The organism is Jatrophihabitans sp., assembly GCF_035474675.1.
Classification (GTDB): Bacteria; Actinomycetota; Actinomycetes; order Mycobacteriales; family Jatrophihabitantaceae; genus Jatrophihabitans_A.
Genome location: NZ_DATINC010000155.1, coordinates 1 through 24,334, shown reverse-complemented (window position 1 = coordinate 24,334; position 24,334 = coordinate 1). Strand labels below are relative to the sequence as shown.

The 24,334-nt window shown below is 69.6% G+C and carries 18 protein-coding genes and 1 pseudogene; 11 read left to right on the top strand and 8 right to left on the bottom strand.

Features of this window, described 5'->3' with window-relative positions:
- Positions 1 to 3: 3 nt before the first annotated feature.
- Both VLJ82_RS18070 and cmdF read right to left on the bottom strand, forming a co-directional pair.
- Positions 4 to 1,341, bottom strand: a complete 1,338-nt coding sequence (locus VLJ82_RS18070) for a condensation domain-containing protein (protein ID WP_408664751.1) — start codon at positions 1,339 to 1,341, stop codon at positions 4 to 6.
- Between the two features lie 13 nt (positions 1,342 to 1,354).
- Positions 1,355 to 2,962, bottom strand: coding sequence for a tyrosine 2,3-aminomutase (cmdF, locus tag VLJ82_RS18065; protein WP_408664750.1), 1,608 nt, complete (start codon positions 2,960 to 2,962; stop codon positions 1,355 to 1,357).
- Positions 2,963 to 3,416: 454 nt separating this feature from the next.
- Between cmdF and VLJ82_RS18060 the strand changes: the two genes are divergently transcribed.
- Entirely contained in the window at positions 3,417 to 4,811 is a 1,395-nt protein-coding gene (locus VLJ82_RS18060; RefSeq protein WP_408664749.1) for an FAD-dependent oxidoreductase, read from the top strand.
- Between the two features lie 439 nt (positions 4,812 to 5,250).
- Here VLJ82_RS18060 and VLJ82_RS18055 read toward each other — a convergent pair whose 3' ends face one another.
- A complete protein-coding gene (locus VLJ82_RS18055; RefSeq protein WP_408664748.1) occupies positions 5,251 to 6,285 on the bottom strand; it encodes an alpha/beta fold hydrolase in 1,035 nt (344 codons plus the stop codon).
- A gap of 392 nt (positions 6,286 to 6,677) precedes the next feature.
- Positions 6,678 to 7,172 carry a phosphopantetheine-binding protein gene (locus VLJ82_RS18050; protein WP_408664747.1) on the bottom strand — a complete coding sequence of 165 codons (495 nt, stop codon included), beginning with the start codon at positions 7,170 to 7,172 and terminating at the stop codon, positions 6,678 to 6,680.
- A 509-nt stretch (positions 7,173 to 7,681) separates the two neighbouring features.
- Between VLJ82_RS18050 and VLJ82_RS18045 the strand changes: the two genes are divergently transcribed.
- The gene (locus VLJ82_RS18045; protein ID WP_408664746.1) at positions 7,682 to 9,871 is read left to right on the top strand and encodes a molybdopterin oxidoreductase family protein; all 2,190 of its coding nucleotides are present in this window, start codon (positions 7,682 to 7,684) and stop codon (positions 9,869 to 9,871) included.
- 58 nt (positions 9,872 to 9,929) lie between these two features.
- Entirely contained in the window at positions 9,930 to 11,165 is a 1,236-nt protein-coding gene (locus VLJ82_RS18040; RefSeq protein ID WP_408664745.1) for a molybdopterin molybdotransferase MoeA, read from the top strand.
- 97 nt (positions 11,166 to 11,262) lie between these two features.
- Here the strand turns inward: VLJ82_RS18040 and VLJ82_RS18035 are convergent, their stop codons facing one another.
- Complete coding sequence (locus VLJ82_RS18035) at positions 11,263 to 11,718, bottom strand: hypothetical protein (protein WP_408664744.1); 456 nt, start codon at positions 11,716 to 11,718, stop codon at positions 11,263 to 11,265.
- Between the two features lie 55 nt (positions 11,719 to 11,773).
- Positions 11,774 to 11,944, bottom strand: coding sequence for a hypothetical protein (locus tag VLJ82_RS18030; protein WP_408664743.1), 171 nt, complete (start codon positions 11,942 to 11,944; stop codon positions 11,774 to 11,776).
- A 174-nt stretch (positions 11,945 to 12,118) separates the two neighbouring features.
- On the opposite strand from VLJ82_RS18030, the gene VLJ82_RS18025 reads away from it, so the two are divergent.
- From VLJ82_RS18025 to VLJ82_RS18015, 3 genes are read left to right on the top strand one after another with little or no spacing between them, the layout of a single operon-like run.
- A complete protein-coding gene (locus VLJ82_RS18025) occupies positions 12,119 to 13,870 on the top strand; it encodes an MFS transporter (protein WP_408664804.1) in 1,752 nt (583 codons plus the stop codon).
- Positions 13,867 to 15,042, top strand: a complete 1,176-nt coding sequence (locus VLJ82_RS18020) for a glycosyltransferase family 4 protein (RefSeq protein WP_408664742.1) — start codon at positions 13,867 to 13,869, stop codon at positions 15,040 to 15,042. Before VLJ82_RS18025 ends, VLJ82_RS18020 begins: the two co-directional genes overlap by 4 nt.
- 20 nt (positions 15,043 to 15,062) lie before the next feature.
- Entirely contained in the window at positions 15,063 to 15,209 is a 147-nt protein-coding gene (locus tag VLJ82_RS18015) for a hypothetical protein (RefSeq protein ID WP_408664741.1), read from the top strand.
- A 37-nt stretch (positions 15,210 to 15,246) separates the two neighbouring features.
- Here VLJ82_RS18015 and VLJ82_RS18010 read toward each other — a convergent pair whose 3' ends face one another.
- Positions 15,247 to 15,465: a hypothetical protein gene (locus VLJ82_RS18010; protein ID WP_408664740.1), complete on the bottom strand. Its 219-nt coding sequence runs from the start codon at positions 15,463 to 15,465 to the stop codon at positions 15,247 to 15,249.
- A 214-nt stretch (positions 15,466 to 15,679) separates the two neighbouring features.
- Between VLJ82_RS18010 and VLJ82_RS18005 the strand changes: the two genes are divergently transcribed.
- The 5 genes from VLJ82_RS18005 (at position 15,680) to VLJ82_RS17985 (ending at position 23,439) form a co-directional block, all read left to right on the top strand.
- Positions 15,680 to 19,540 (top strand): Pls/PosA family non-ribosomal peptide synthetase, encoded by a 3,861-nt coding sequence (locus VLJ82_RS18005; protein ID WP_408664739.1) that lies wholly within the window; start codon positions 15,680 to 15,682, stop codon positions 19,538 to 19,540.
- Positions 19,537 to 20,862, top strand: a complete 1,326-nt coding sequence (locus tag VLJ82_RS18000; protein ID WP_408664738.1) for a M1 family metallopeptidase — start codon at positions 19,537 to 19,539, stop codon at positions 20,860 to 20,862. The genes VLJ82_RS18005 and VLJ82_RS18000 overlap by 4 nt, the downstream gene beginning before the upstream one ends.
- Positions 20,863 to 21,334: 472 nt before the next feature.
- Positions 21,335 to 21,778: a hypothetical protein gene (locus VLJ82_RS17995; protein WP_408664737.1), complete on the top strand. Its 444-nt coding sequence runs from the start codon at positions 21,335 to 21,337 to the stop codon at positions 21,776 to 21,778.
- Positions 21,779 to 21,806: 28 nt separating this feature from the next.
- The gene (locus VLJ82_RS17990; protein ID WP_408664736.1) at positions 21,807 to 22,166 is read left to right on the top strand and encodes a hypothetical protein; all 360 of its coding nucleotides are present in this window, start codon (positions 21,807 to 21,809) and stop codon (positions 22,164 to 22,166) included.
- A 154-nt stretch (positions 22,167 to 22,320) separates the two neighbouring features.
- Positions 22,321 to 23,439 (top strand): hypothetical protein, encoded by a 1,119-nt coding sequence (locus VLJ82_RS17985; RefSeq protein ID WP_408664735.1) that lies wholly within the window; start codon positions 22,321 to 22,323, stop codon positions 23,437 to 23,439.
- A 426-nt stretch (positions 23,440 to 23,865) separates the two neighbouring features.
- On the opposite strand, the pseudogene VLJ82_RS17980 reads toward VLJ82_RS17985, so the two are convergent.
- Positions 23,866 to 24,334, bottom strand: a pseudogene (locus tag VLJ82_RS17980) (RNB domain-containing ribonuclease); the annotation flags it as partial.

Here is a 24,334-nt window from a genome sequence, read left to right as displayed (position 1 = left end):
ACCTCAGATCGATGCATCCGGGTCGGCCACCAGCTCGCCGATAATGTTGAGGTACTCGCCCACCTGCTGGTGGACCTCGGCCTGCTCGAACAGGTGGCGGCTGAAGCTGAGCCCGCCCACCACCTCGTTGGGGCTGAGGTGCATCGACCAGATCATGCCGTCCGGGGTCTCGGAGCCGAGCGCCTGCGGAATGACCCGCCGCCAGATCGCGGTGTACTCCAGGTCACCGACCCGCTTGCCCTGCATCAGATAGGGCGGCTGGACGGCCTGGAACAGGCACGGCACGTTGTCCGGGCCGACCGAGGCCAGCAGCTCGGGCGCCTCGCCGAGCAGGTACAGCAGCGGCAGCTCGTGGGAGAAGGCGCCGATGCTGGCCGTCCTGGCGCGGGCGATGACGTCGCGGAAGGTCCGGCAGCCGTCCAGGTCCACCCGCACCGGGACGAAGTTGAAGAACGACCCGACCGTGGACTGGAAGCGGGGCCGGCGGCCCGGCGCGAAGGTGGGCACCGTGATGTCGGTCGCCTGGGTGCGCCGGTTGACGAAGACGGTGAACGCGGCCAGCAGCACCATGAACGGCGAGCTGCGGGTCGCCTTGGACAGCTTGATCACCTCGGTGCTCAGGTGCGAGCCGGTGACGAAGCGGTGATAGCTGGTGCCGGGGGTCTTGTCGGTACGGTGCACCGGCACGGTCAGCACCCGGGCACCGCTCAGCGCCTTGCGCCAGTACTCCTTGGAAGCGGCCACCGCCGGGCTGCCGGCCTCTTCCTGCTCCGCGGCGACGAAGTCGCGGTACTGGGTCGCCTCGGGCAGCTGCGGCTCGCTGCCGGCCGCGCGGGCCGCGTAGCACTCGGCCAGGTCCTGCAGGAGCACCTGCAGCGACCAGACGTCGGCAGCGCTGTGGTGGCTGTTGAGCACCAGCACCGAGTCCTGGTCGTCGAAGCGGCCGAGCACGGCGCGCAGCAGCGGGATGTCGTTGACCTGGAACGGCCGGGCCTCGGTCTCGACCATCAGCTGCTCGGCGCGCTGGTCCCGGCCGGCACCCGGCGGCTCGTCCAGCTCGACCACCCGCAGCTCGGGCTGGCCTGCCGGCAGCACGCTCTGCGAGCCGCCATCCTCCAGGTGCACCACGGTGCGCAGCGCCTCGTGCCGCTCGACCACGTCGGCCAGCGCCTGGCGCAGGATCTCCACGTCGACCCGGCCGCGAATCCGCCACCCGCCGACCTCCACGTACTGCGGCCCGAACGGCCCGGCGTCGAAGCCCTGGGCGAACAGGCAGAGGAACTGCTGCTGGAGGGAGAGCGCGGACGTGGTTTCCTGCTGTGCTTCGGGATAGGTAGTCATGTAGGGATCTCTCTCAGTGGAGGCTGACGCCGGCGTTGCGGAGGGCATCGATCAACGTGCCGCGTTCCAGCTCGGCGGCGACCAGCTCTAGGTCGTCTGCCATGTAGCGGTCGTCCTCGAGGGTGGGCACGAGCGACCGGATGGTGTCGTAGGTGATCCGGCCGGCCGGGCTCAGCCGGTCCAGGCGCCCGGAGACGTCCACCGCCTGCGCGGCCGCGAGGAACTCCAGTGCCAGGATGATGTTGTTGTTGCGCAGCACCCGACGCGCGTTGCGGGCAGCGATGAAGCCCATGCTGACGACGTCCTGGTTGTCGCCGTTGGAGGGCACGCTGTGGATGCTGGCCGGGCCGATCGTCCGGTTCTCCGCGACCAGCGCGGTGGCCGGGTACTGCGCGCCGGCGAAGCCGCTGTGCAGCCCCGGGTCGCCCTTGATCAGGAACTCCGGCAGGCCGTAGCTCAGGTGCCTGTTGAGCAGCCGGTTGCTGCGCCGTTCGGACAGCACCCCGAGCTGGGTGAGCGCGATCAGGACGAAGTCCATCACGAAGGCGATCGGCTGGCCGTGGAAGTTCGCGCCGTGGAAGATCTCCCGGTCGGTGAAGAAGAGCGGGTTGTCGTTGGCCGAGTTGAGCTCGATCTCGAGCTTGAGCTGGGCGTGGGACAGGGTGTCGCGGACCGCGCCGATCACCTGCGGGATGCAGCGCAGCGAGTACGCCTTCTGCAGGTAGACGTCGGAGCGAACCACATCGGCGTGGCCGTTCTCCTTGCTGGCGGCCACCTGCCGGCGCAGGTCGGCGTGCTCGACGGTCAGCCTGCTGCCGTTCATCAGCGCGCGCATGTTGGCGGCACTGGCGATCTGACCGGCGTGCGGGCGAGCGTCGTGGCCCTCCGGCTGGAACGGGCTCAGCGAGCCCTGCAGCACCTCGATGACCAGCGCGGCGGCGATCTCGGCGTGCCGGGCCTGCTCCCACGCGTACTCGGCGACCAGGGCGCCGACGCCGGTCATCGCCGAGGTGCCGTTGATCAGCGCCAGGCCCTCCTTGAAGTGCAGTCGCAGCGGCTCGATGCCCAGCGATCGCAGCACCGGACCGGTCGGCGTCTTCTTCCCGTCGCGCAGCAGGTAGCCCTCGCCGATCAGCGTGCTGGCCATGTGCGCCAGCGGGGCGAGGTCGCCGCTGGCACCCAGCGAGCCGATCTCCGGGATGGCCGGCGTGATGCCCTCATTGAGGTAGAGCGCGATGCGTTCGAGCACCGCGGGCCGCACGGCCGAGTGCCCCTTGGCGAGGGCGTTCAGCCTTGCGGTGACCAGGGCCCGCGACTCGGACTCGCTCAGCAGCGGGCCGACGCCGGCACTGTGGCTGCGCACCAGGTTGGTCTGCAGCTCGGTTTCCTTGGCGGTGTCGACGAGCATGTAGATCATCTCGCCGTAGCCGGTGGTCACCCCGTAGACCGGGATGTTCTGCCGCACGGTCTCCTCGAACTGCTCCCGGCTCGAGGCCGCGCGCTGCAGCACCCGCGTGCTCAGCGCGACCGATGCGTGGTCCTCGGCGACGCGGCGCAGATCTGGAAGGCCGAGCGTATCGCCGTCAAGTTCGACGTTGACATCGGTTCCGACCGTGGTCATGTGGCTCCCTAGTGATGTAGCAAAACGGATGGCCACTGCCTGCTACGTGGCCGCGGCGTCGATGTCATCACCGCCGGGAGGGGCACTGCACCTTCGTGCGTGCGGCACCGGCCCACCGGCCGGCAGCTGGGCAAAGCCGGACCATGCCGGGCCGTGACGGCACCCCGCACAGACGGAGAGGCGAGGGCGGGATGCGGTGCAGAACATGAACACTACGGTGCAGCGCGCCTGCCGTTCCACCCTTTCTCGACGATCATGCAACCGCTGAGCATTTCCCTTCGCCGGCAAGGAAAAACCGGCACGTTGAGAGATGCCCGACTGGCTGGTGAATGCGAATTTGGCCTAGGCGCGCTGGATGGCGTACTCGCCTACGCGGGAGTCGGGAGAACCGGCCACTGCGTCGACTGCCTGGCTTGATCCTGTATCCCGAGAGACTTCAAGGAAGCGACAGTAAATGGACAACGTCACTAACACGCGTGCCGTCGTGCTCGGCGGCAGCATTGCCGGCCTGTTCGCGGCACGGGTGCTCGCGGACGCCTACGACGAGGTGGTCGTGGTGGACCGCGACCGGCTGGCGGGCGTCAGCGGGCCGAGGCGCAGCCGCCCGCAGGGCCGCCACATCAACGCGCTGCACTGCCGCGGCCGGCTGGTCATGGAGGAGCTGTTCCCCGGCATCACCGCGCAGATGATCGCCGACGGCTGCCCGAGCGGCGACATGGCCGGCGACGTCCGCTGGTACTTCGACGGCAAGCGGGCTCAGCCACACTTCGTCGACCTGCTCGCGGTGCCGGCGACCGCACCGGTGATGGAGCGCTACATCCGGGAGCGCACCGAGGCGCTGCCGGCGGTGAAGTTCCTGGAGCAGCACGAGATTCTCGGACTGACGACGACTCCGGACCGGAGCCACGTCACCGGCGTGCGCGTGCAGCGGGTGGGCGGCGACAGCGCCGAGGAGACCGTGACCGCCGACCTGGTGGTGGACGCCACCGGGCGAGGCTCGCGCACCCCGCTCTGGCTGACCCAGCTCGGCTACCCGGAGGTCGAGGAGGAGCGGACGAAGATCGGCCTGGGCTACGTCACGCAGCACTACGTGCTGCACGAGGATCCCTGGCATGGCGACCTGGCGATCATCCCGGTGGCCTCGCCCCGGGTGCCCCGCGGAGCGATCTTCACCAAGACCGACGGCGGAAAGGTGGAGCTGACCGTCTACGGCCTGCTGGGTGACCACCCGCCGACCGACCAGGCCGGGTTCTACGACTTCGTCAAGTCGCTCGCGGTGCCCGACATCTACGATGCCCTCCAGCACGCCGAGCCCATCGACGAGCCGGTGGCGTTCCGGTTCCCGACCACCATCCGCCGCCGCTACGAGCGGATGACCAGCTTCCCCACCGGGCTGCTGGTGACCGGGGACGCGGTGACCTGCTTCAACCCGGTCTACGCCCAGGGGCAGACCGTGGCGGCACTGTCGGCGCTGGTGCTGCGCCAGCACCTGCACAGCGGCGCCACGCCCGACCCGCTGCAGTACTTCAAGGACCTGGCCCACGACGTGATCGATGCACCGTGGGAGATGACCCACACCGTCGACCTCAGCTACCCGGAGGTCCCCGGCCGCCGCACGCTGAAGGTGCGGATCGGCCAGGCCTACCTCGCCCGGGTGCAGGCCGCCGCGACCCGGGACGGGAGCATCACCGGCGCCTACATGCGGGCAGCCGGCATGGTGGACCCGCCGAGCGCGCTGATGCGTCCCGGGTTCATGCTCAAGGTGCTGCGCAAGTCCTGGCGCGGTCCGGCACCGACCCCGCCGCGGCCGGCCAGCCAGCCTGCGGTAGCGGCCACCCAGGCGGCCTGACGCCGCAGCACGACCGGGCCTGAGTCGGGGCCGGCGGGATCCTCTGAGATCCTGCCGGCCCCGATTCGCATGTCCGCCGAGCTCCGAACCACACTCGTGGCGGTGCGTCCGGCCGGCTGTTCCTGACCGTCGAGCTGGTCCTGATCGTCGAGCCGGGCAACGGCGCGGCGGGACGGCACGAGAAAGACCTCCGAGCGGAGTGCGAGCCATCTGGTCGCACTCACTCGGAGGTCTTCGTGTTCTCTGCCGGTGTGCCGGGCTCGGCGCGCGCCGCACCCGGCGGCTTAGTACCGGCCAGCCGCGGCTTCTATGTGGAATACCCACCGGTCGCTGGGGCGGCCGGTGGGTGTTACACACGCCCTGAAAGGCTGGCGGAGGGAGGCCCACATGCAGGTGCCCACGCCGGAACGGCGTGGGCACCTGAGGTGGGGAACCGCGATCAGCCGAAGAACGCGGTGAACTCGTCGATGACGACCTGGGGCCGCTCCTCGACGAAGTAGTGACCGGTGTTGGTCACCTCGTGCACGGTCACGTTGGTGCCCTGGGTGGGCAGCACCGCGGCCATGTTCGGGTAGAACAGGCTGTTCACCAGGCCCAGGATCGGCGCGTTCACCGGCGAGTAGGTGGCCAAGTCCGCGATGTCCTGCACGAACGTGGCGTACCAGCCGTTGCCGCCCCGGATGCCCTCCGGGCAGTTGTAGGCGGCCGCGTAGACCGACCGGTCGAAGTCGTTGACCGCGGCCTGGTTGAGCAGCAGGTTGTTGAACATCCAGTCGATAAGGTAGCGAGCCCGGCCGGAGACCAACTGCTCGGGCAGCCCCGGCACCTGGTTGAACGCGAACCACCAGGGGAAGAAGGGCTGGCCCGGCGCCCTGAGCATCCGGAACTCGTAGTAGCTCGGGTCCGGGTGCGTGACGTCGAGCATGGCCACCTTGCGGGTGGCCTCGGGGTGGTTGGCGGCGAAGCTGTAGGCCACCATCGAGCCGATGTCGTGCCCGGCGATGTTCACGCTGCTGTAGCCCAGCACCCGGATCAGCTCGCGGATGTCGCGGGCCATGGTCTTCTTGTCGAAGCCGGACGCCGGCGTGTCGGTGTCACCGCCACCCCGCAGGTCCACCGCGATCACCCGGTAGCGCTGGGCCAGGGCCGGCATGACCTTGTGGTACTCCCACCAGGTCTCCGGCCAGCCGTGCAGCAGCACCAGCGGCTCGCCCTTGCCGCCGATCACGTAGTGCTGGCGGATGCCGTTGGCGACCGCGAACCGGCTGCTGAAGCCGGCCCCCAGCGACCGGGCCAGCTCCGCGCTCGACGGCGCCGAACCACCCTGGTCGTCTTGTCCTTGCTGTCCTCGCCGTCCCTTTTGCTTATATAGCGTCTCCGCGCCGGCCGACCCGCCGGGCACGGCGACAGTCAGCCCGGCAGCCGCCGCCGTACCGGCACCGAGCGCCAGGAATTTGCGCCTGTCGATCCCCACTCAAACAACCCTTTCAACTGGGAGGGATGGGATCCGCGTGACTGCGGATCCATTGCCCTCCATCCAAAGACCAAGGGAGCGTATACATTTACAATCGTCTGCACCATAGGGAACAGATACAGCGTTGTATCCCTTACAGGCTTGCGCCTGGCGCAGTCGCCGATCCCACTGCTCCGGTGGGATCCTGCTGGGCCGCGTAGCAAAAGGAGAGCCGCGGGCCCAGCGCGACCCGGCTTCCGTTCGGACGTCGCCGGCCGTTGTGAGGCGGCCACCGCTGCATCGCCCGACCTGATCGCCATGCCTTTCCCAGATCAGGTGACATCTGCTACAGCGTCTTCCATTGACAAGCTCCATGCTCTATAGCGCGGGATGTTCGGCTGGTCAGCTGTCGGTCAGTTGTCCAGGAGCTGGTCGAGCTCGGCGACGGTGGGCGCGTCGAACAGGTCATCGATCGAGATCTCCTGCCCGATCACCGGGCTGGCCCGGCCCGCGATCAACATCGCATCGATCGACTCACCACCCAGGGCGAAGAAGTTGTCATCCACCCCACACCGCGGCCGGGCCAGCACATCGGCGAAGATCGCGCACAGCACCTCCTGCCGCGGGGTCTCCGGCGCCCGGTAGCGCGCCAACCCGCGCAGGTCCGGTGCCGGCAACCCGGCACCGTCGGCCGGCAGAGCCTCCACCACCACGAACGCGGCCGGCACCAGGGCAGCCGGCAGTTCCCGGCGGGCGTACTTGTGCAGCTCGGCCAGGTTCAACCCGGCACCAGCCGGCACCACATAGGCCACCAACACCTGCCCCAGCGGTTCCTGCTCATGGGTACGGACCACGAGATCAGCCAGCCCCGGATACCCGGCCAGCACCTCCCGCACATCCTGGACCACAGCAGCAACCATTCCCCGCCCATCCCTTCCAGCCGGCGCTCCCACGCCCCCGAACAACCTTCGCAGGCTCCGGCGCGATAGCCACTCCGAAATTGCACAGCTTGGGGCCTTCCTCGACCGGTGCAACCGGAATCGCCCGGCGGGCGCGGGCAGCGCCCAGGACGGCACATCGAAAGATGAGCGGGGCGGCCGTTACGCGCGAGGATCGTTCGTATGGTCCTTCGCAGCGCGATGCACGGGCCAGCTGCCGGTATGCGGCACCCGCTGGTCGAGATTCCGGAGAGGGAGTCGCGCACGGCGGCGTGACCGGCGGGGCCGTGTTCTCGTCCGAGGGCCGGTCACTGCTAGCAAGGACCTCGACCACTGGACGGTTCTCGCCGGATCCTGCTGGCCAGGCTGGGTAACTCCAGACGACCACCTGGGCGGACGGTACCGCGATGCACGGGCGCCCAGCGGCTGGTCCGACGACGAGAGACCTTGTCCTGGAGTCGAACGATCCTGGAGCCGTGATGAGAACCGCCTACCGCACCTGCCCGATCTGCGACGCCATCTGCGGATTGCGCCTGACCCTCGACGACGACGGAAAGGTGCTGTCCGTCCGCGGGGACCAGGACGACCCGTTCTCGAAGGGATACATCTGCCCCAAGGGCGCGAGCCTCGGCCAGCTGGACGAGGATCCGGACCGGCTCCGCCGGCCGATGATCCGGACCGGCGAGCAGTGGCGCGAGGCCAGCTGGGAGGAAGCGTTCGCCGAGATCGACCGTGGCCTGAGCGGCGTTATCGAGGCGCACGGCCGGCAGTCCGTCGCCACCTACTTCGGCAACCCCACCTTCCACACCATGGGCGGCATCCTCTACCGGGGAGCGCTGGCCCAGGCGGTGGGCTCCCCCAACGTCTACAGCGCCAGCAGCATCGACCAGCTGCCCAAGCACGTCGCCTGCGGCCTCATGTTCGGCAACGGCCTCGGCATCTCGGTGCCGGACGTGGACCGGACCGATTACCTTTTCGTTCTCGGCGCCAACCCGGCCGAGTCGCACGGCTCGCTGGCCGTCGCACCGGATTTCCCCGGCCGGCTCAAGGCACTGCGCCGGCGCGGTGGAAAGCTCGTCGTCGTCGACCCCAGGCGGACCCGGACCGCTGACATGGCCGACGAGCACGTGTTCAGCCGTCCCGGCACCGACTCGTTCCTGCTGTTCGGGATCGTCCATACCCTGCTTGCCGAAAACCTCACGTCGGTGGACCTCGACGTGGAGGGCATGGACGAGCTCCGGGAGCTCGCGGCCGAGTTCTCGCCCGAAGCGGTCGCACCGGCGTGCGGCGTGCCCGCGGCCACCATCGAGCGGCTGGCCCGGGAGCTGGCCGCCGCCCCGACCGCCGCCGTCTACTCGCGGGTGGGCAGCTGCACCGCCGACTTCAGCACGCTGAGCCAGTGGCTGGTGGATGTCATCAACATCCTCACCGGGAACTTCGACCGTCCCGGTGGCGTCATGTTCGCCAAGGCCGCCACCCTGCAGATGCCCTGGGGGCCCAAGCCCTTCACCTACGGTCGATGGCAGAGCAGGGTCCGCGGCCTGCCGGAGATGCTCGACGAGTTCCCGGTGGCCACCCTGGCGGACGAGATCGAGACGCCGGGCGAGGGACAGGTCAGAGCGCTGCTGGCGGTGGCCGGCAACCTGGTGCTGTCGGCCCCGAACGGGCCGCGGCTCGGCAAGGCGATGCAGAGCCTGGAGTTCATGGTCTGCGTGGACCCGTACCTGAACGAGACCACCAAGCTCGCCAACGTGATCCTCCCGCCGCCGCGGATGCTGCAGATGCCGCACTACGACCTGCTGGAAACCATGATCACGGTGCGCAACTACGCGCGGTTCTCCACGCCGGCGCTCCCGCTCGAGGATGACCAGATGTCCGAGGAGGACATCATGGCGCGGTTGGTGCTCATCGCGATGGGCAAGGGGGCCGATGCCGATCCGGCGGAGTTCCACGAGATGCTCCTCGGCGGCCTGCTCGGCCTGGCCACCCAGCTGCCGGGATCTTCCCTGCAGGGAGCGGATCCGGGCGAGGTACGGGCCGGGCTGGAGGGGAACAGCCCGCCCGAGCTGATGCTGGACGCGCTGCTCAAGGCGGGCCCGTACCGGCTCACCCTGGCCGACCTGCGCGCCAAGCCGAGCGGCATCGACCTCGGCGCACTGGAGCCCCGGCTGCCCGAGGTGCTGTGCACGCCGGAGGGCCGGGTGCGGATGGCACCACCGGAACTGGTCCCGGAGGTGGAGCGGCTGCGCGGACTGCTGGACACCCCGGCGCCGGACATGGTGCTGATCGGGCGACGGCAGCTGCGGTCCAACAACAGCTGGCTGCACAACGTGCCGAGCCTGGTCGGGGGCAGCAACAGCTGCACGCTGCAGGTCAATCCGGGCGACGTGGCCAAGCTGGGGCTGGGCAGCCACGCCCGGGTGCGGTCGGCGGTCGGCGAGGTGATCGCGCCGGTGGAGCCCACCGAGACGATCATGCCGGGAGTGGTCAGCCTGCCGCACGGCTGGGGACACGCCGGCTCGGATCAGCGGGTCGCGGCGCGGCACCCGGGGGTGAACGTGAACGCGCTGACCGACAGCTCGACCGCCGACCCGATCTCGGGCAACGCCGTGTTCAACGGGGTGCCGGTCACGGTCAGCCCTGCTCCGGACTCCGTCGCGGCCGGGTGACTTCCGCGGCCGACCGTTCGACGTCCGGCGCTCGGAGAGAAGCTGCGAGCATGGTTCCATGACCGCTGACAGCCGCCAGCCGAGTCCGCAGGACGCGTACGCCCGGTGGGTGGCGGCCTGCGCGGGCGCGGGGTGGCACCCGGAGCCGGCCATCGAGCAGGTACCGGTGCAGGCGGGGCTCGGCAGGGTGACCGCCCTGGCGGTGCACGCGCGCCGGGCTTCGCCGCGCTTCGCATGCGCGGCGATGGACGGGATCGCGCTCGCCTGGAGCAGCCTCGGTGCCGATGCCGGGGTGCCGGCTCCGGCCTTCTCCTGGGTGGACACCGGTGATTCGCTGCCGGCGGGCACGGACACGGTGGTGGAGCGGGAACGGGTGGCGGTCTGCGCCGACGGCAGCGCCCTGGTGACGGGCGCGGTGACCCGGGGCAGGAACGTCCGGGCCGTCGGCGAGGACTTCCCGGCCGGTCGCCTGCTGGTGTCCGGTGGTCACCGGCTGCGCCCGGCGGACCTCGGTGCCGCCGCCACCGCCGGGTACGTGACCCTCGCGGTGGCCAGGCGGCCCGCAGTCGCGATCATCCCGACCGGGGACGAGATCCGTCCGGTCGGTTCGGCACTCGGGCCGGGCGAGTTCACTGACAGCAATTCGGTGATGCTCGCAGCACTCGCGGCACGCTGCGGCGCGCTGCCCACGGTCACCGACGTGCAGCCCGACGATCCCGAGCGGCTGGCCGCCGCGGTACGGCAGGCGTCGTCCACGGCCGACCTGGTGCTCGTGCTGGCCGGCTCCAGCCGCGGGCGGGACGACCACACGGCCACGGTCCTTGCCCAAGTCGGCGGCGTGGCAGTGCACGGGGTCGCGGTCCGTCCTGGCCATCCGGTGCTGCTCGGTCATGTGCGTACCGGTCGGCCCGGGGCCGATTCCCCTGGTTCTGCCGGCCGATCCGCGATGGCAGTGCCCGCCATCGGAGTGCCGGGCTACCCGCTGGCCGCCGCGGTGATCTTCGAGCTGTTCGCGGCACCGCTGCTGCAGAAACTGGAGGGGCAGCGCACCGCGGACCGCGAACCGGTGCAGGCGCGGCTCGGTTGCGACTGGAACTCCCCACCTGGCGTCGAGGACTGGGTGCCGGTGTCGCTGGACGCCGGGCCGGATTCTCCGGTGGCCGTGCCGAGTGCGGGGCACGGTGCCGGCTCCCTCAGCCGGCTGGTGCGCGCCGATGCGTGGTGGCCGATCCCGATCGGTCAGGGGCCGTTCGCCCGCGGCGACCGCATCGAGGTGCTTCCGGTCGGCATTTAGCCTTAAAGACGTTCAGCATTCGCCGCATCGATCATCCGTGTCGGGCCGAACACTGTCGGCACCTGGGCAGGTCGGAGGGCGTCCTACCCGTCGTTGCTCAACATGTGCGGCAGCCCTCCAAGCCTGGCTTGATGTAGGCCTGCGCTGACACGGTTCGGCTCTGGCCCGACTGGGTGAGTGTCAAGTAAGCGGTGATGTAGTACCCGGCGCCTACCCGATCGAACACCTGGCAGGACATCGACCCTGCGGTACACCCGCTGGAGATGCAGGCGACATTGTTGATGGAGACGCACTTCGTGGTGACGAGGACGCCGTCGTCGATGACGGTCCACGACGTGCCGTAGGTCCCGGATGTATTCGCCGGCGAGAAGGTGACGTAGAGGGGGTCGCCCACGTAACGCGAGGCAGCGCTGGAGCACGTATTAGCCGTCCAACCGAGTCCGGCACTGCAGCCGAGCACCTCGCTGCCGAATGCGCTGGCCGGCGGGCTGGCGACGACGAGGAAGAACAGGGCCGACAGCAGGGCGAGGGCCGCAGCCCACAGTTTACGCATGGAAGGCTCCTTTCAGACAAAGTGTACGAACTCTACAAGTCTTGACAATACGCAGTCAATGTCTTACCTCAGCCTTCAATGTGGAGGGCGGCGTTGTTGCCGGCTTCCCATCGGTGACGTCGGTGACCGGATAGGCCCAGTCCAGCCCGAGGGCGGTCATCATCGCCAGGAATGCCCGCGCGCTGCGCCGGACCTCTTGCACGGCCACCACCTCGAACCGCCGCACGACCTCGGCGAATAGCCAGCACGTTCGACCGCCTCGGAGCTTGAGGCAAGGCCGCTGCACGCACTCCATTCAGCGTCGACACCGGCCGGCGCTGAACGGGTTCTGACTTGGGCAATCTGGCGCATTGTTTGCGCAGTTGATGTCGTCCACCCTCCCCAGGGAGAGGGAGTGAGTATGACTGCTGCTACAGCATCACCGCTGCGCCGCCTGTGGCAGCGCGAACTGCCGGAGTATCCGACCGGTGCCAGGCGCATCTGGTACCTCGGGATCGTCTTCGCCGCGACAGTCGTCGCGTACTACCAGAACTTCATCAGTGGCGCGATCACGCTGCAGCTGCTCGGCAGCTTCCACATCTCCTTCCTGTACTTCGCGGTCGTCACGGCGGTGGCGAACGCTATCGGAGCCATCGGCTCGCTGGCCTCCGGCATCGCCGACAAGGTGGGCCGCGGCAATCTGGCGATCGTCGGCCTGTTCGGCGTCTCCCTGGTGACGCTGCTGTGGTTGCCTAATGTGACGACTGGCCTTCAGTACGGAATCGCCTTCGGTGCCGCCGGGATCTTCGAGGGCGTCATCCTGGTGGTCACGCCCGCGCTGATGCGTGACTTCAGTCCCCAGGTCGGTCGCGCCCAGGCGATGGCCTTCTGGACGGTGGGACCGGTGCTGGGAAGCCTGCTGGTCACCGAGGTCTCCAGCCACACCCTCGACAGCCACCCGCGCTGGCAGTTCCAGTTCGAGGTCGCGGGCTGGGCCGGCCTGGCCGTCTGCGTGTTAGCCCTGCTGTGCCTGCGCGAACTCAACCGTGCCGATCGCGACCGCATCGTGGGCGCGCTCGAGGCCGAGACTCGAGCGGCGCTGAGCAGCCGCGAGCTGTCACACGAGGCGGCCACCCACCGCCCGTATCAGCAGATGTTCCGGCTCGACATCGTCGGTCCGGCAATCGGCATCAGCCTGTTCCTGCTCATGTACTACACCGCCATCGGCGTCCTTCCGGTGTACTTCCAGACCGATCTCAACTTCTCCGCCAGCCAGTCGAACTCGCTGCTGAACTGGCTGTGGGCCACGACGGCAGTGTCCATGCTCGTTTTCGGCGCGGTGTCGGACAAGCTACGAGTGCGCAAGCCGCTCATCCTGGCCGGTGCCCTGGCCAGCGTCGTGGTCGAGATCGCATTCCTGTCCAAGGCCGGATCCGGCTCTCCGACCTTCTCCTCCATCGCGATCCTGCTGGCGCTCACCGGCGCGTGGCTGGGGGCCGCGTACACGCCGTGGATGGCTGCCTTCACCGAGACCGTCGAGCATCGCAACCCCGCCCTGTCGGCCACCGGCCTGGCCATCTGGGGGTGGATCCTGCGGGTGACGATCGCCAGTGCTGTCATCTCGATCCCGTTGGTGGTCTCGGCCGTCACGCCCCTCGTCGACGACGGTCCTACCGTGCGCCAGGCGCAGGCCTACTTCGACAAGAGCGAGTCCCTGCAACTGCTGCTGGCCGAGGCGCAGGCGCATCCCCAGGTGTTCAACGACCTCGCCGCGGCGCCGAACGACCCGGCGGTGCAGAAGGCCGCGATCGAGACCGTCGGTGCGCCGACGGTACTCACGCTGGCCAGTGACAAGACCGCGCAGCAGAACCTCACCCTGCTCGCCGCGAAGGCGCCCGACGTCCTCGAGGCGCAGGCGGACAGTCCGGGTCAGTGGCGGACCTGGTTCTGGATCTGCACCGCCGGGGCCCTGGCTCTCTGCCCGCTCTCGCTGCTGCTGCGGGGCCCGTGGCGCCCGCATCCCACCGACGATGCCCACGCCGTGGAACACGCTCTGGAGCTGGCGAACCGCAGCGCCCACTCGCCCGGGCCGGCGCCGCACCACCTGCCGGAGCATGCCGTGCCGGCGCAAGCCACCGTCCGCCAGCAGCCCGAAGCGGGAACTCCGGCGTGACCGCAGTCGTTCTCTGCAACTGGCGCGACTCGCGGCATCCGGAGGCCGGCGGCAGCGAGCAGCACGTCGAGACCGTCGCGCGGCTACTGGCCGCCAACGGCCACCCGGTCACCATCCTGTGCGCGAAGGTCGCCGGCTGCCCGGCGGACGAGACCCGCGACGGGGTGCGCTACTTGCGAGCCGGCGGCAGGTTCGGTGTCTACCTGGGTGCGGCGTGGGCGCTGTTGACCCGTCGGGTCCGCCCGGACGTCGTGGTCGACGTGCAGAACGGTCCGCCCTGGCTGTCGCGGCTGGTGACCCGCAAGCCGGTCGTGGTGTTGCTGCACCACGTGCACCGCGAGCAGTGGCCGATCGTCTTCGGCAGGCTGGGCTCGCTCGGCTGGCTGCTCGAGTCGCGGGTGGCGCCCCGGGTCTATCGCCGGTCGCGCTACCTGACGGTGAGCGAGTGCACCCGGGCCGAGCTGGCCAGGCAGGGGATCGACCCCGCCCGGGTGACCGTCGCCTACAACGGCACGCCGGAGCGGGTGCCCTCGGCGGCGGCCCGCTCCGGCACGCCGCGCGTCGTGGTGCTGGGCCGGCTGGTCCCGCACAAGCGCGTCGAGATCGTGATCCGCGCGGCGGCGGCGCTGCGCGAGCGCTTTCCGGACCTCGGGGTCGACATCGTCGGCCAGGGCTGGTGGGCCGGCGAGCTCGCCGCGCTGGCTCGCCGGCTCGGCGTCGAGGACATCGTGACCTTCCACGGGTTCGTCGACGAGCAGGCCAAAGCCGATCTGCTCGCCCGGGCCTGGGTCGGCGCGCTGCCCAGCGTGAAGGAGGGCTGGGGCCTGTCGGTGGTGGAGGCCGCCTCGCACGGAACCCCGTCTATCGCCTTCAGCAGAGCAGGCGGGCTGGCCGAGTCGATCCTCGACGGTCAGACCGGGGTGCTGGTCGACGGCGATGAGGACGCCTACATCGCTTCCTTGGCCGGCCTGCTCGCCGACCGCGAGCGGTGCGCCGTGCTCGGTCGCCATGCCCGGGCATACGCCTCGGAATTCAGCTGGGACGCCACGGCCGCCACCTTCTCCCGCGTCCTCGCCGAGGTAACCGGACGCACCCTCGCCGTGCAGGAGAACGCCGGAATCGCCGGGGTTCTGGAGCGTGCCGTACCGCAGCCGGCGACCGCTGCTCTCTGATTCCGAACGGAGCCCCTGTCATGCCTTCTTCCCTGCTCACCGCCGTCTTCGGCCTGCTGCTCGTCATCGCCACGGTGATCGGCATCATCAGCACCACCAACGACGACAGCCAGCGTCCCTCGGGCTCCCAGAACCGCTCCGGAGTCGTGCTGTACGGCGGACGCTGACATTCCTTGACCGGGCGCCGGGCCTCGGTCCGGACCGTTATCGGCGCCGGATCAATCCGATCCCAGATCTCGGCGGCCAGTGCGCGCCAGGGCCGGCTCCGATCGGCCGGCGGCTGCTGAGCGTCTGAGCCAGCCGGTCGGCGAGCTCTTGATCGCGCAGGCGGGCCTGCTCCAGCTCGACCTGCTCCTCGCGGCGGGCCGCGGCCCACGCGTCGTCGAGCCGCTCAACCTGCAGCCGGCTAGCTGAATCGGTCATGGCAGGTGAGGTTAGAACACGAAGATGAACAAACCCTACAGAGCGGCGCTGCCGAAGTTCCAGGTGCGGACGACCTCGACACCCGTCTGCCGGAAGGTCCGTCGCCGTATGATCGGCCGTGCCCACGAAGGTGTCGAGCCGCGTCGGAGGCCCTGACCCGGCTGGTCACCGACGCCAGCACGACCTAGCCGCGCGAGCCAGGGACGGAACCGAGTTGCTTGCCAAGACCGGTGGTGCGCAGCTGGTTCGCTCAACTTCGGCGCCGCAGCCCCGGACCTTGATCGACATCGTCATCGCGACCGCTTCGGCCCACCCGGACGCCGCCGCCCTCGACGATGGCCACACCACATTGACCTATGCCCAGCTGCTGCGGGCTGCGGAGTCCCGGGCCGGCGAGTTGGCCGCGGCCGGGGTACGCCGGGGCGACCGGGTCGGGCTTCGGATGCCGTCGGGCAATTGCGAGCTCTATGTCTGCCTGCTGGCCATCCTGGCCGCCGGAGCCTGCTACGTCCCGGTCGACGTGGATGATCCGGACGAGCGAGCCCGGCTGGTCTTCGGCGAGGCGGGCGTGGCCTGCGTTCTCGACGAACTCACCGTCTGGCACGGCGGCGAGGCTGCCGTGCCACCGGCCCCCGACGTCAGCGACGACGCATGGGTCATCTTCACTTCTGGCTCGACCGGAGTTCCGAAAGGCGTCGCGGTCAGCCATCGCAGCGCGGCCGCCTTCGTGGACGCCGAGGCCCGGATGTTCCTGCAATTCCAGCCGATCGGCCCGGACGACCGGGTGCTGGCGGGCCTGTCGGTCGCGTTCGACGCATCGTGTGAGGAGATCTGGCTGGCCTGGCGGCACGGTGCCTGCCTGGTACCGGCTCCGCGGTCCCTGGTCCGCAGCGGGGTCGACCTCGGCGGCTGGCTGGGCAGCCGCCGGATCACGGTGGTGTCGACGGTGCCGACGCTGGCCGCGCTCTGGCCGATCGACTCGCTGGACGGGGTGCGGCTGCTGATCTTCGGTGGCGAGTCCTGCCCACCCGAGCTGGCCGAGCGGCTGGTCGGTCCGGAGCGAGAGGTGTGGAACACCTACGGTCCGACCGAGGCGACCGTGGTGGCCTGTGCTGCCGAACTCACCGAGGACGGCCCGGTCCGGATCGGCCTGCCGCTGGACGGCTGGGACCTGGCGGTGGTCGACGAGCAACAGCTGCCGGTGACGGCCGGCCAGGTCGGCGAGCTGATCATCGGCGGGGTGGGCCTGGCCCGCTACCTCGACCCGGTGCGCGACGGCGAGAAGTTCGCCGCCATGCCGAGCCTCGGCTGGGATCGCGCCTACCGCACCGGGGACCTGGTCCGGTACGAACCGGAGGGCCTGCTGTTCGTGGGCCGGGCCGACGACCAGGTCAAGATCGGTGGCCGGCGGATCGAGCTCGGCGAGGTGGACGCCGCGATGCAGCGGCTGCCGATGGTGGCCGGTGCCGCCGCGGCGGTCCGGCGCACCGGCAGCGGCAACCAGATCCTGGTCGGCTACCTCGTCCCGGCGCCGGGCGCCCGCTTCGACCGGCGGGCCGCCCTGGAGCAGCTCAGGCGGGAACTGCCGGCGCCGCTGGTGCCGACGCTGGCGGTGCTGGACAGCCTGCCCAGCCGGGTATCGGGCAAGGTCGACCGGGACGCGCTGCCCTGGCCGCTGCCCGGCGTGCGGGTGAGCGTGGCCGCGCACGGCCTCACCGGCACCGAGGGCTGGCTGGCCGAGCAGTGGGCAGCGGTGCTCGGTGCCAGCGTCGGCGGCCCGGACGACGACTTCTTCGCGCACGGCGGCGGCAGCCTGGCCGCCGCGCAGCTGGTGTCGGCGATCCGCCGGCGCTCGCCCTCGATCACGGTTGCCGATGTCTATGCCCACCCGCGGCTGGCCGACCTGGCCCGGGTGTTGGACGCCGCCGATGCCGCCACCGACCCGACAGCCGAGGTGGTGACCCGGACGGTCCGGCCGGTCTCGCGGACCGCCCAGTCGGTCCAGCTCGCGGTCACCGCGGTGGTGAGCACTCTCGCCGGCCTGCGCTGGCTGACCCTGCTGGCCACCGCCAACAACCTGCTGGCGCATTCCCGCTCGTTCGGCTGGGCGCCGGCCGCGTCCTGGTGGTGGGTGGGCCTGGGCTGGTTGCTGTTCCTCACCCCGTTCGGGCGGATGGCCATCGCGGCAGCCGGCGCCCGGCTGCTGTTGCTGCGGGTACGCCCGGGCGACTACCCGCGTGGCGGCAGCGTGCATCTGCGGCTGTGGAGCGCGGAGCGGCTGGCTGACGCCGTGGACGCGGCGAACCTGGCCGGCGCGCCATGGATTGCCTACTACGCAAGGGCATTGGGTGCCACGGTGGGCCGGGGTGTCACGCTGCACACAGTGCCACCGATCACCGGGATGCTGACGCTGGGCCGGGACAGCTCGGTGGAACCCGAGGTCGACCTGGCCGGCTACTGGCTCGACGGGGACGTCCTGCGACTCGGCCGGGTCACCATCGGAGACGGTGCCACCGTACGGTCGCGCAGCACGCTCGGACCGGGTGCCGAGATCGGGCGCGGTGCCGAGGTCGCGCACGGTTCCTGGGTCAGCGGGCCGGTTCCGGACGGCGAGAGCTGGGGTGGCTCGCCGGCGGTACGACTCGGCCGGGCGGTGCACGGCTGGCCACCGGCCCCGCCGCGCAAGCCGTGGTGGCTGGCCGGCTACGGCCTCACGTCGCTGGCGTTCTGGTTGCTGCCGGCGGTGGCGGCGCTGCCGGCTGCCTGGTGGGCACGCCGATGTCTCGGTGACGCGGGGCGGCTGAGCGTTGCCGCCGTTCGGCTGCTACTGGCGGTGCCGGTCGCCGCGATCGCCTGGCTGGTGTGCTACGCGCTGCTGACCGTGCTGGTGGTCCGGCTGCTCGGGATCGGCCTGCGCGCCGGTCACCACCCGGTACGAAGCCGGCTCGGCTGGCAGGTCTGGGCTACCGAGCGGCTCCTGGATTCAGCCCGTTCGCTGCTGTTCCCGCTGTATTCGAGCCTGGTCACGCCAGGCTGGCTGCGACTGCTCGGCGCCGAGGTCGGCCGGGGCGTGGAGGCCTCCACCGTCCTGCTGCTGCCGAGGATGACCAGCATCGGTGACGGCGCGTTCCTGGCCGACGACACCATGGTCGGCTCCTACGAGCTCGGGGGCGGTTACCTGCGAGTCGAGCGCGCCAAGATCGGCAAACGCGCTTTTCTCGGCAACTCCGGTACCACCGGGCCCGGCCGGTCGGTGCCGAAGAACGCGCTGGTGGCAGTGCTGTCGACCGCGCCCGACAAGGCCCGGAAGGGATCGTCCTGGCTGGGCAGCCCACCGGTCCAGCTGCGCCGCTCGGCCAACCTGGCCGACCTGAGCCGGACGTTCTCGCCGCCGCCGATGCTGCGGGTGGCCCGGGCGCTGATCGAGGTGTGCCGGGTCGCGGCCGTGATCTGCACGGCAGCCATCGGCCTCGCCGTACTGCTGTGCCTGCAGGCGCTGGCCTCCGGACTCGGCTTCGGCGTGGCGGCCGCGCTGGGCGGGCTGGTTCTGCTGGCGGCCGGAGCACTGGCCGGGACGCTCACCTGCGTCGCCAAGTGGCTGCTGGTGGGACGGACCCGGGCGGTGCGCTACCCGCTGTGGTCGTCGTTCGTGTGGCGCAACGAGGTGGTGGACAGTTTCGTCGAACTGGTCGCCGCGCCCTGGTTCGCCCGGGCTGCCACCGGCACCGCGGTCCTCAACCTCTGGCTACGCTGCCTGGGTTCCCGGATCGGTCGCGGGGCCTGGCTGGAGACCTACTGGCTGCCCGAAGCCGATCTGATCGAGATCGGCCCCGGTGCGTCGGTGAACCGGGGGTGCGTGCTCCAGACCCACCTGTTCCATGATCGAATCCTGCAGATGGATACGGTGCTGCTCGGCGACGGCGCGACCCTGGGGCCGCACAGCGTGATCCTGCCCGGAGCGTCGATCGGCTCCGGCGCCACGATCGGGCCGTCTTCACTGGTCATGCGGGCCGAAGCCGTTCCGGCGCACAGCCGGTGGATCGGCAACCCGATCTCGCCGTGGACGAAGCGATGAGCAGCCAGCAAGGGATCGGCGATCGCTATCTGCCGGCCAGTGGCGACCCCGGCTACCGGGTGCGCCACTACGACCTCACGCTGAACTACCGGGTCAGCACCAACCGGCTGGCCGGCCGGGCCAGCCTGGCCGCGACCGCCGAGCAGCCGCTGAGCAGTCTCAGCCTGGATCTGGTGGGGCTGAAGGTCACCAAGGTCTCGGTCGACGGAACTCGGGCGGCGAAGTTCAGCACCGCACGCGACAAGCTGGTCATCCGGCCGGCCAGCCCGGTGCCGGCCGGAGCCGAGGTCAGCATCGACGTCCACTACGAAGGTCACCCGCAGCCGCGGCAGGGGCCCTGGGGGGAACTCGGCTGGGAGGAGTTGTCCGACGGTGTGATCGTGGCCGGTCAGCCGGACGGTGCGCCGACCTGGTTCCCGTGCAACGACCATCCCAGCCAGAAATCGACCTACCGGCTGGCGATCACCACCGAGTCGCCGTATTCCGTTGTGGCCTGCGGGGTGCTCCGCTCGCACACCACTAGCGCCAGCCAGAGCACCTGGGTGTTCGAACAGGCCGATCCGATGGCCAGCTATCTCGCGACGATCCAGATCGGCCGGTACGAGATGATCGAGCTGGCTGCCGGCCCGGTGCGCCAGCGCGCCGCGGTGCCCGGCCGGCTCCGCGCGGCCTGCCAGGCGGAGCTGGCCCGGCAGCCGCTGATGCTCGACACCTTCACGCGGTTGTTCGGGCCGTACCCACATCCGGAGTACGTGGTCGTGGTGACCGACGACGAGCTGGAGATTCCCCTGGAGTCGCAAGGGATCTCGGTGTTCGGTGCCAATCACCTGGACGGCCGGCACAGCTACGAGCGGCTGATCGCGCACGAACTGGCCCACCAGTGGTTCGGCAACAGCGTCACCGTCCGGGGCTGGGAGCACATCTGGCTCAACGAGGGATTCGCCTGCTACGCCGAGTGGTTGTGGGCCGAGAACTCCGGCGGATCGACGGCGGACCGGGCCGCCCGAGCTGCCCGGCAACGACTCACCGAGCTGCCGCAGGACCTGCTGATCGGCGATCCCGGACCGGAGCTGATGTTCGACGACCGGGTCTACAAGCGCGGTGCGCTGACCCTGCATGCGGTGCGCCTGGTGCTGGGCGACGACGCCTTCTTCGCCATGCTGCGCGCCTGGACCCGGCTCAACCTGCACAGCACCGTGACCACCGACATGTTCGTCGAACACGCCACCCGGTTCAGCGACCAGCCGTTGGCCGATCTCTTCGACCGCTGGCTGTTGCGGGCCGAGCTGCCCGAGTTGCCGGGCCACGTCCGGGGCGGCTGAGTTCTCGCGGTCCTCGCGCGACTGCCGGGCCGGCTGAGGTCAGCGGCCAGGTCTCAGCCCGGCTCCCCACGGTGAGGACGGGCTGGCTGGGTGTTTCTAGCTGCCGGACGCATGACGAGGCCGATCTTGCGAGTGCACGGTCTACTATTGCCGCTGGCGGCCGGCCGCTCCCCCGTGCGGTCGGCCGTCCTGACTACTTCCGTCCGCTAGCAGAGTGAGCGTCTGCATTCGGCCGAGGCGTATCAGTACCGCGTCACATCCGGCTTCGCGACATACTGACATGCTGCGGATCGCGCGAGCTCATTCGCCCTCACCTACCGAAATGGTGGATGTTCACCGAGGGTATTGACATGGGTGCGACGGCATGTTACTTGTCCCCTGACGACCAGGTCGGTGTGCCTCGACGAGGGATGCGCGACTGGAGGGTGGCCTATACGCCACCTCTGGTGCGGGCTGAATGGGGGTGGACACAATGGCCTTGTTTGACAGCACATCGATGCCGCCGCTGGGGCAACTCGTGCGGGAAGCGCTAGAACAGCAAGTATCCGGCGCTTACGAGGAAGACATCACAGGCGCGATCACGACGGACCCGGACTGGGCTGGCCGGGCGCTGTCGCAACTCGGGGATCGCATGGGCTGGCCAGTCGAGGAGTCCGCGCAGAATGAACTGGCCAGCATCCTGCGAGGGGCCCTGAGGCTGATTGGCGATGCGAGCGACATCAAGGACACCCGCAACGCGATCGACAACATCCAGTCGCTGATCGTGGTGGCCCTATTGGTCGCCAACCTGCGCGACGAGACGAGGGTCGATCGGGTCGCGATCAACACTGCGTATCAGTTGCTGTGTCCGGTCTACCCGTGCATGCCGGGAACCGCGGCCGGAAGAGGGGAACTTTCAAGCTCACTCACGCTCTAGATTCGGCTCAGGAAGGACATCGGTCGCGATGGCAGACCCAGGTTCCCCAGACCGCGGCACGAAAGCTCTCGGAGACGACAGCGTCGCGAAACTTGCCGATGCGGTCAAGCAACTTCTCACGCTAGCCAGTGCCGCCCTGACGCTCTCGGTGGTCTTCTTCAAAGACGTAGCCGGCGGCCATGTCTCGCAGTCGGTGCGGCGGGACATGCGCATATCGTGGGTGCTGATGCTGGTCTCGATTGTCGCAGGCCTCGCGGCGCTGTTCACGATCGTCAACTCGAACACTGTGCGCGGCGGGGTACTGAGAGGGTGCGCCTTCGTCCAACAGCTCGCGTTTGTACTCAGCTTCGCCGGCTTCGTCGGAGCCGCGTGGGTCTCGATAAAATAGAAGTGGCCGCCGCCGCGCGGCGGGATCGATCAGGTTCAACCGGACCAGGGCCGATAGACCACCGCGGCCCATGCGACCCGTCGGCCAACCCCGCCAGCCAACCGCCTCGTACCTGGCCAGCGCCGGGGGTGGACGCGCTCAGGTCAATGGGCGGATGATCACCGCTGTGGCGACGACGAGCGACCTCGACCTTCATGTGCACTACGGCTTCGTGTATCTGCAGCCAGGATCGGCTGAACCGATAGAGGACATCATCGCCGCGCGCGGAGGTCAGGTGAACGGAATTTGCGGTGCCGCCTATCCAGGCCGACTGGCTGTGGTGACCGGGCTCCACACCGGGCGCGTGCCATTCAGCGTGTGCATCGCCGAGTCCGCGCCCGAGTTGGCCGGTGACTGGGAAGACGTCGTTGAAGTGTCCTTCACGGCGTCCGAGCGCGGCTACGGCCTGGCGACGTTCGACACCTGGACCCCGCTGGAACTGCCCGCAACGACTACCTATCGAGCCCGGTACTGCGCGTTCGGTATGGATGCCGCCAGAGCCCAGGACACCCGGCTGGACGGGGACCCGGTGACCGACCGGTACCTGCTTGCCTTATGGCCCGCGCCGCCCGCTGCGGAGACGATCGTGCGACAAGGCAGCAAACTCGCCGCCTATTGGCACGGCGTCGCGCGCACCACGCCGTCGCCTCCTCCGACACCGAATGAGGTGCCCGCCGCGGAAGCTTCCGATGCCGCGGAGCAGGCGCGGGTATGGGAGAGGCAGGCGAGTGAACGAGACCTGCTGATGTGGGGCGGCACCAAACCGAGCGAAGCGTTGCGTGCCATCGGCCCGGAGGCCACGACCCTGGCCCTGAGCGACCTGGCGCTGGCTGAACACCTTGCCACTCTCGACCCGGACACACTGAGGCACGTCGCGCACTGGGCGGCCCGTACATCCTGCGAGCGAGCTGGTGCAGGCAACCTAGACTGGGGCGCCGCGCTTGGCGCTCTGGCACGAGGCCAGGCGCTACCTGCGCCGTTCGACGACCACGGCACCGCGTGGAGCACCCTCTACCCGTCTTTGCGTACTACCGGGACCATGACCCGGCATGAAGGGACGCCGCCCCCGCGGACGACTATCGCGCCACCGGCGGCCGCGCTCGCCGCGGTATTCGCGGCAGCCAACGACAACCCAGCCATCGCCGCGTTCGGCGCGCTGAACCAAGCTGTCGCCGCCGTGGACGACCCCCAGGAACTGTATTCCGACCTTCGACGCCACTTCAATCTGGACTAGGCACCGAACTGCGCGCATTATGCGACGTAACGTCGTAGATCGGCCAGACTCGCCAGCTTCACCGGTGATCTCATGAGTGAGTCCTGGCAGGTCGGCTGCAGAGCTTGCTCGCAGATCACCCGCTACCTGGCCGGCTGACCAGAACCTGCAGCTGCAGGACGCACGCGGTCGGCCCCGCAAGCACCCGGTCTAATATGGCCGCTGACGGCCGGCCGCTCCCCCGTGCGGTCGGCCGTCCTCACCACTTCGCTCTTGTTCGCCGCATCGCGAACCAAGCGGGGCCTTATAACTCGCGAGGGCGGGCGATCGCGCTAGTGCACGCTAGCCCCGCCGTCAGGGATACGACCCGCGATTCTTTGTGATCGCGCATCGCGGGCCGGCGCGGTAGCCGGCTCTGCGCTCGCAGTGCCACTCGTCAACAGGAAGCTACTGACCGGCCAACTCGAATCGAACGGTGCGCGTAGCGACGTCAGCAGCGACCAGCCGGGCCTGGATGTGTTGGCCTGGTTGCAGCGAGGTGCCCGTGCATAGTGCGCGTATGGCGGGCTCATCGATGCTAATCGAGGCCCCGTGGCCATCGGCACTGAGCACCACTGCCGCGAACGTCTGCCCAATGCGATCCCGCAGCAGCCAGGCTTCGGTGAGATCGAGGACTGCGCGGTCGACCGCATGTGCGCGGTGATCGGCCGTGGCCATCGACGCGGGTAGGGTCGGGACGCGGTCACGCACCCACTGCGGAACCGGTGTGCCAGCTTGCACCGCGAGGCAGATCTCACTCACATAGCGATCGACCAGGCGCCGCAACGGTGCCGTCGCGTGGGCGTACGGCGCACCGATGCCGGCGTGCAGCGGCTGCTCAGGCGGTTGGCCGTCGAAGGCAACGTAGGCCGCCCCG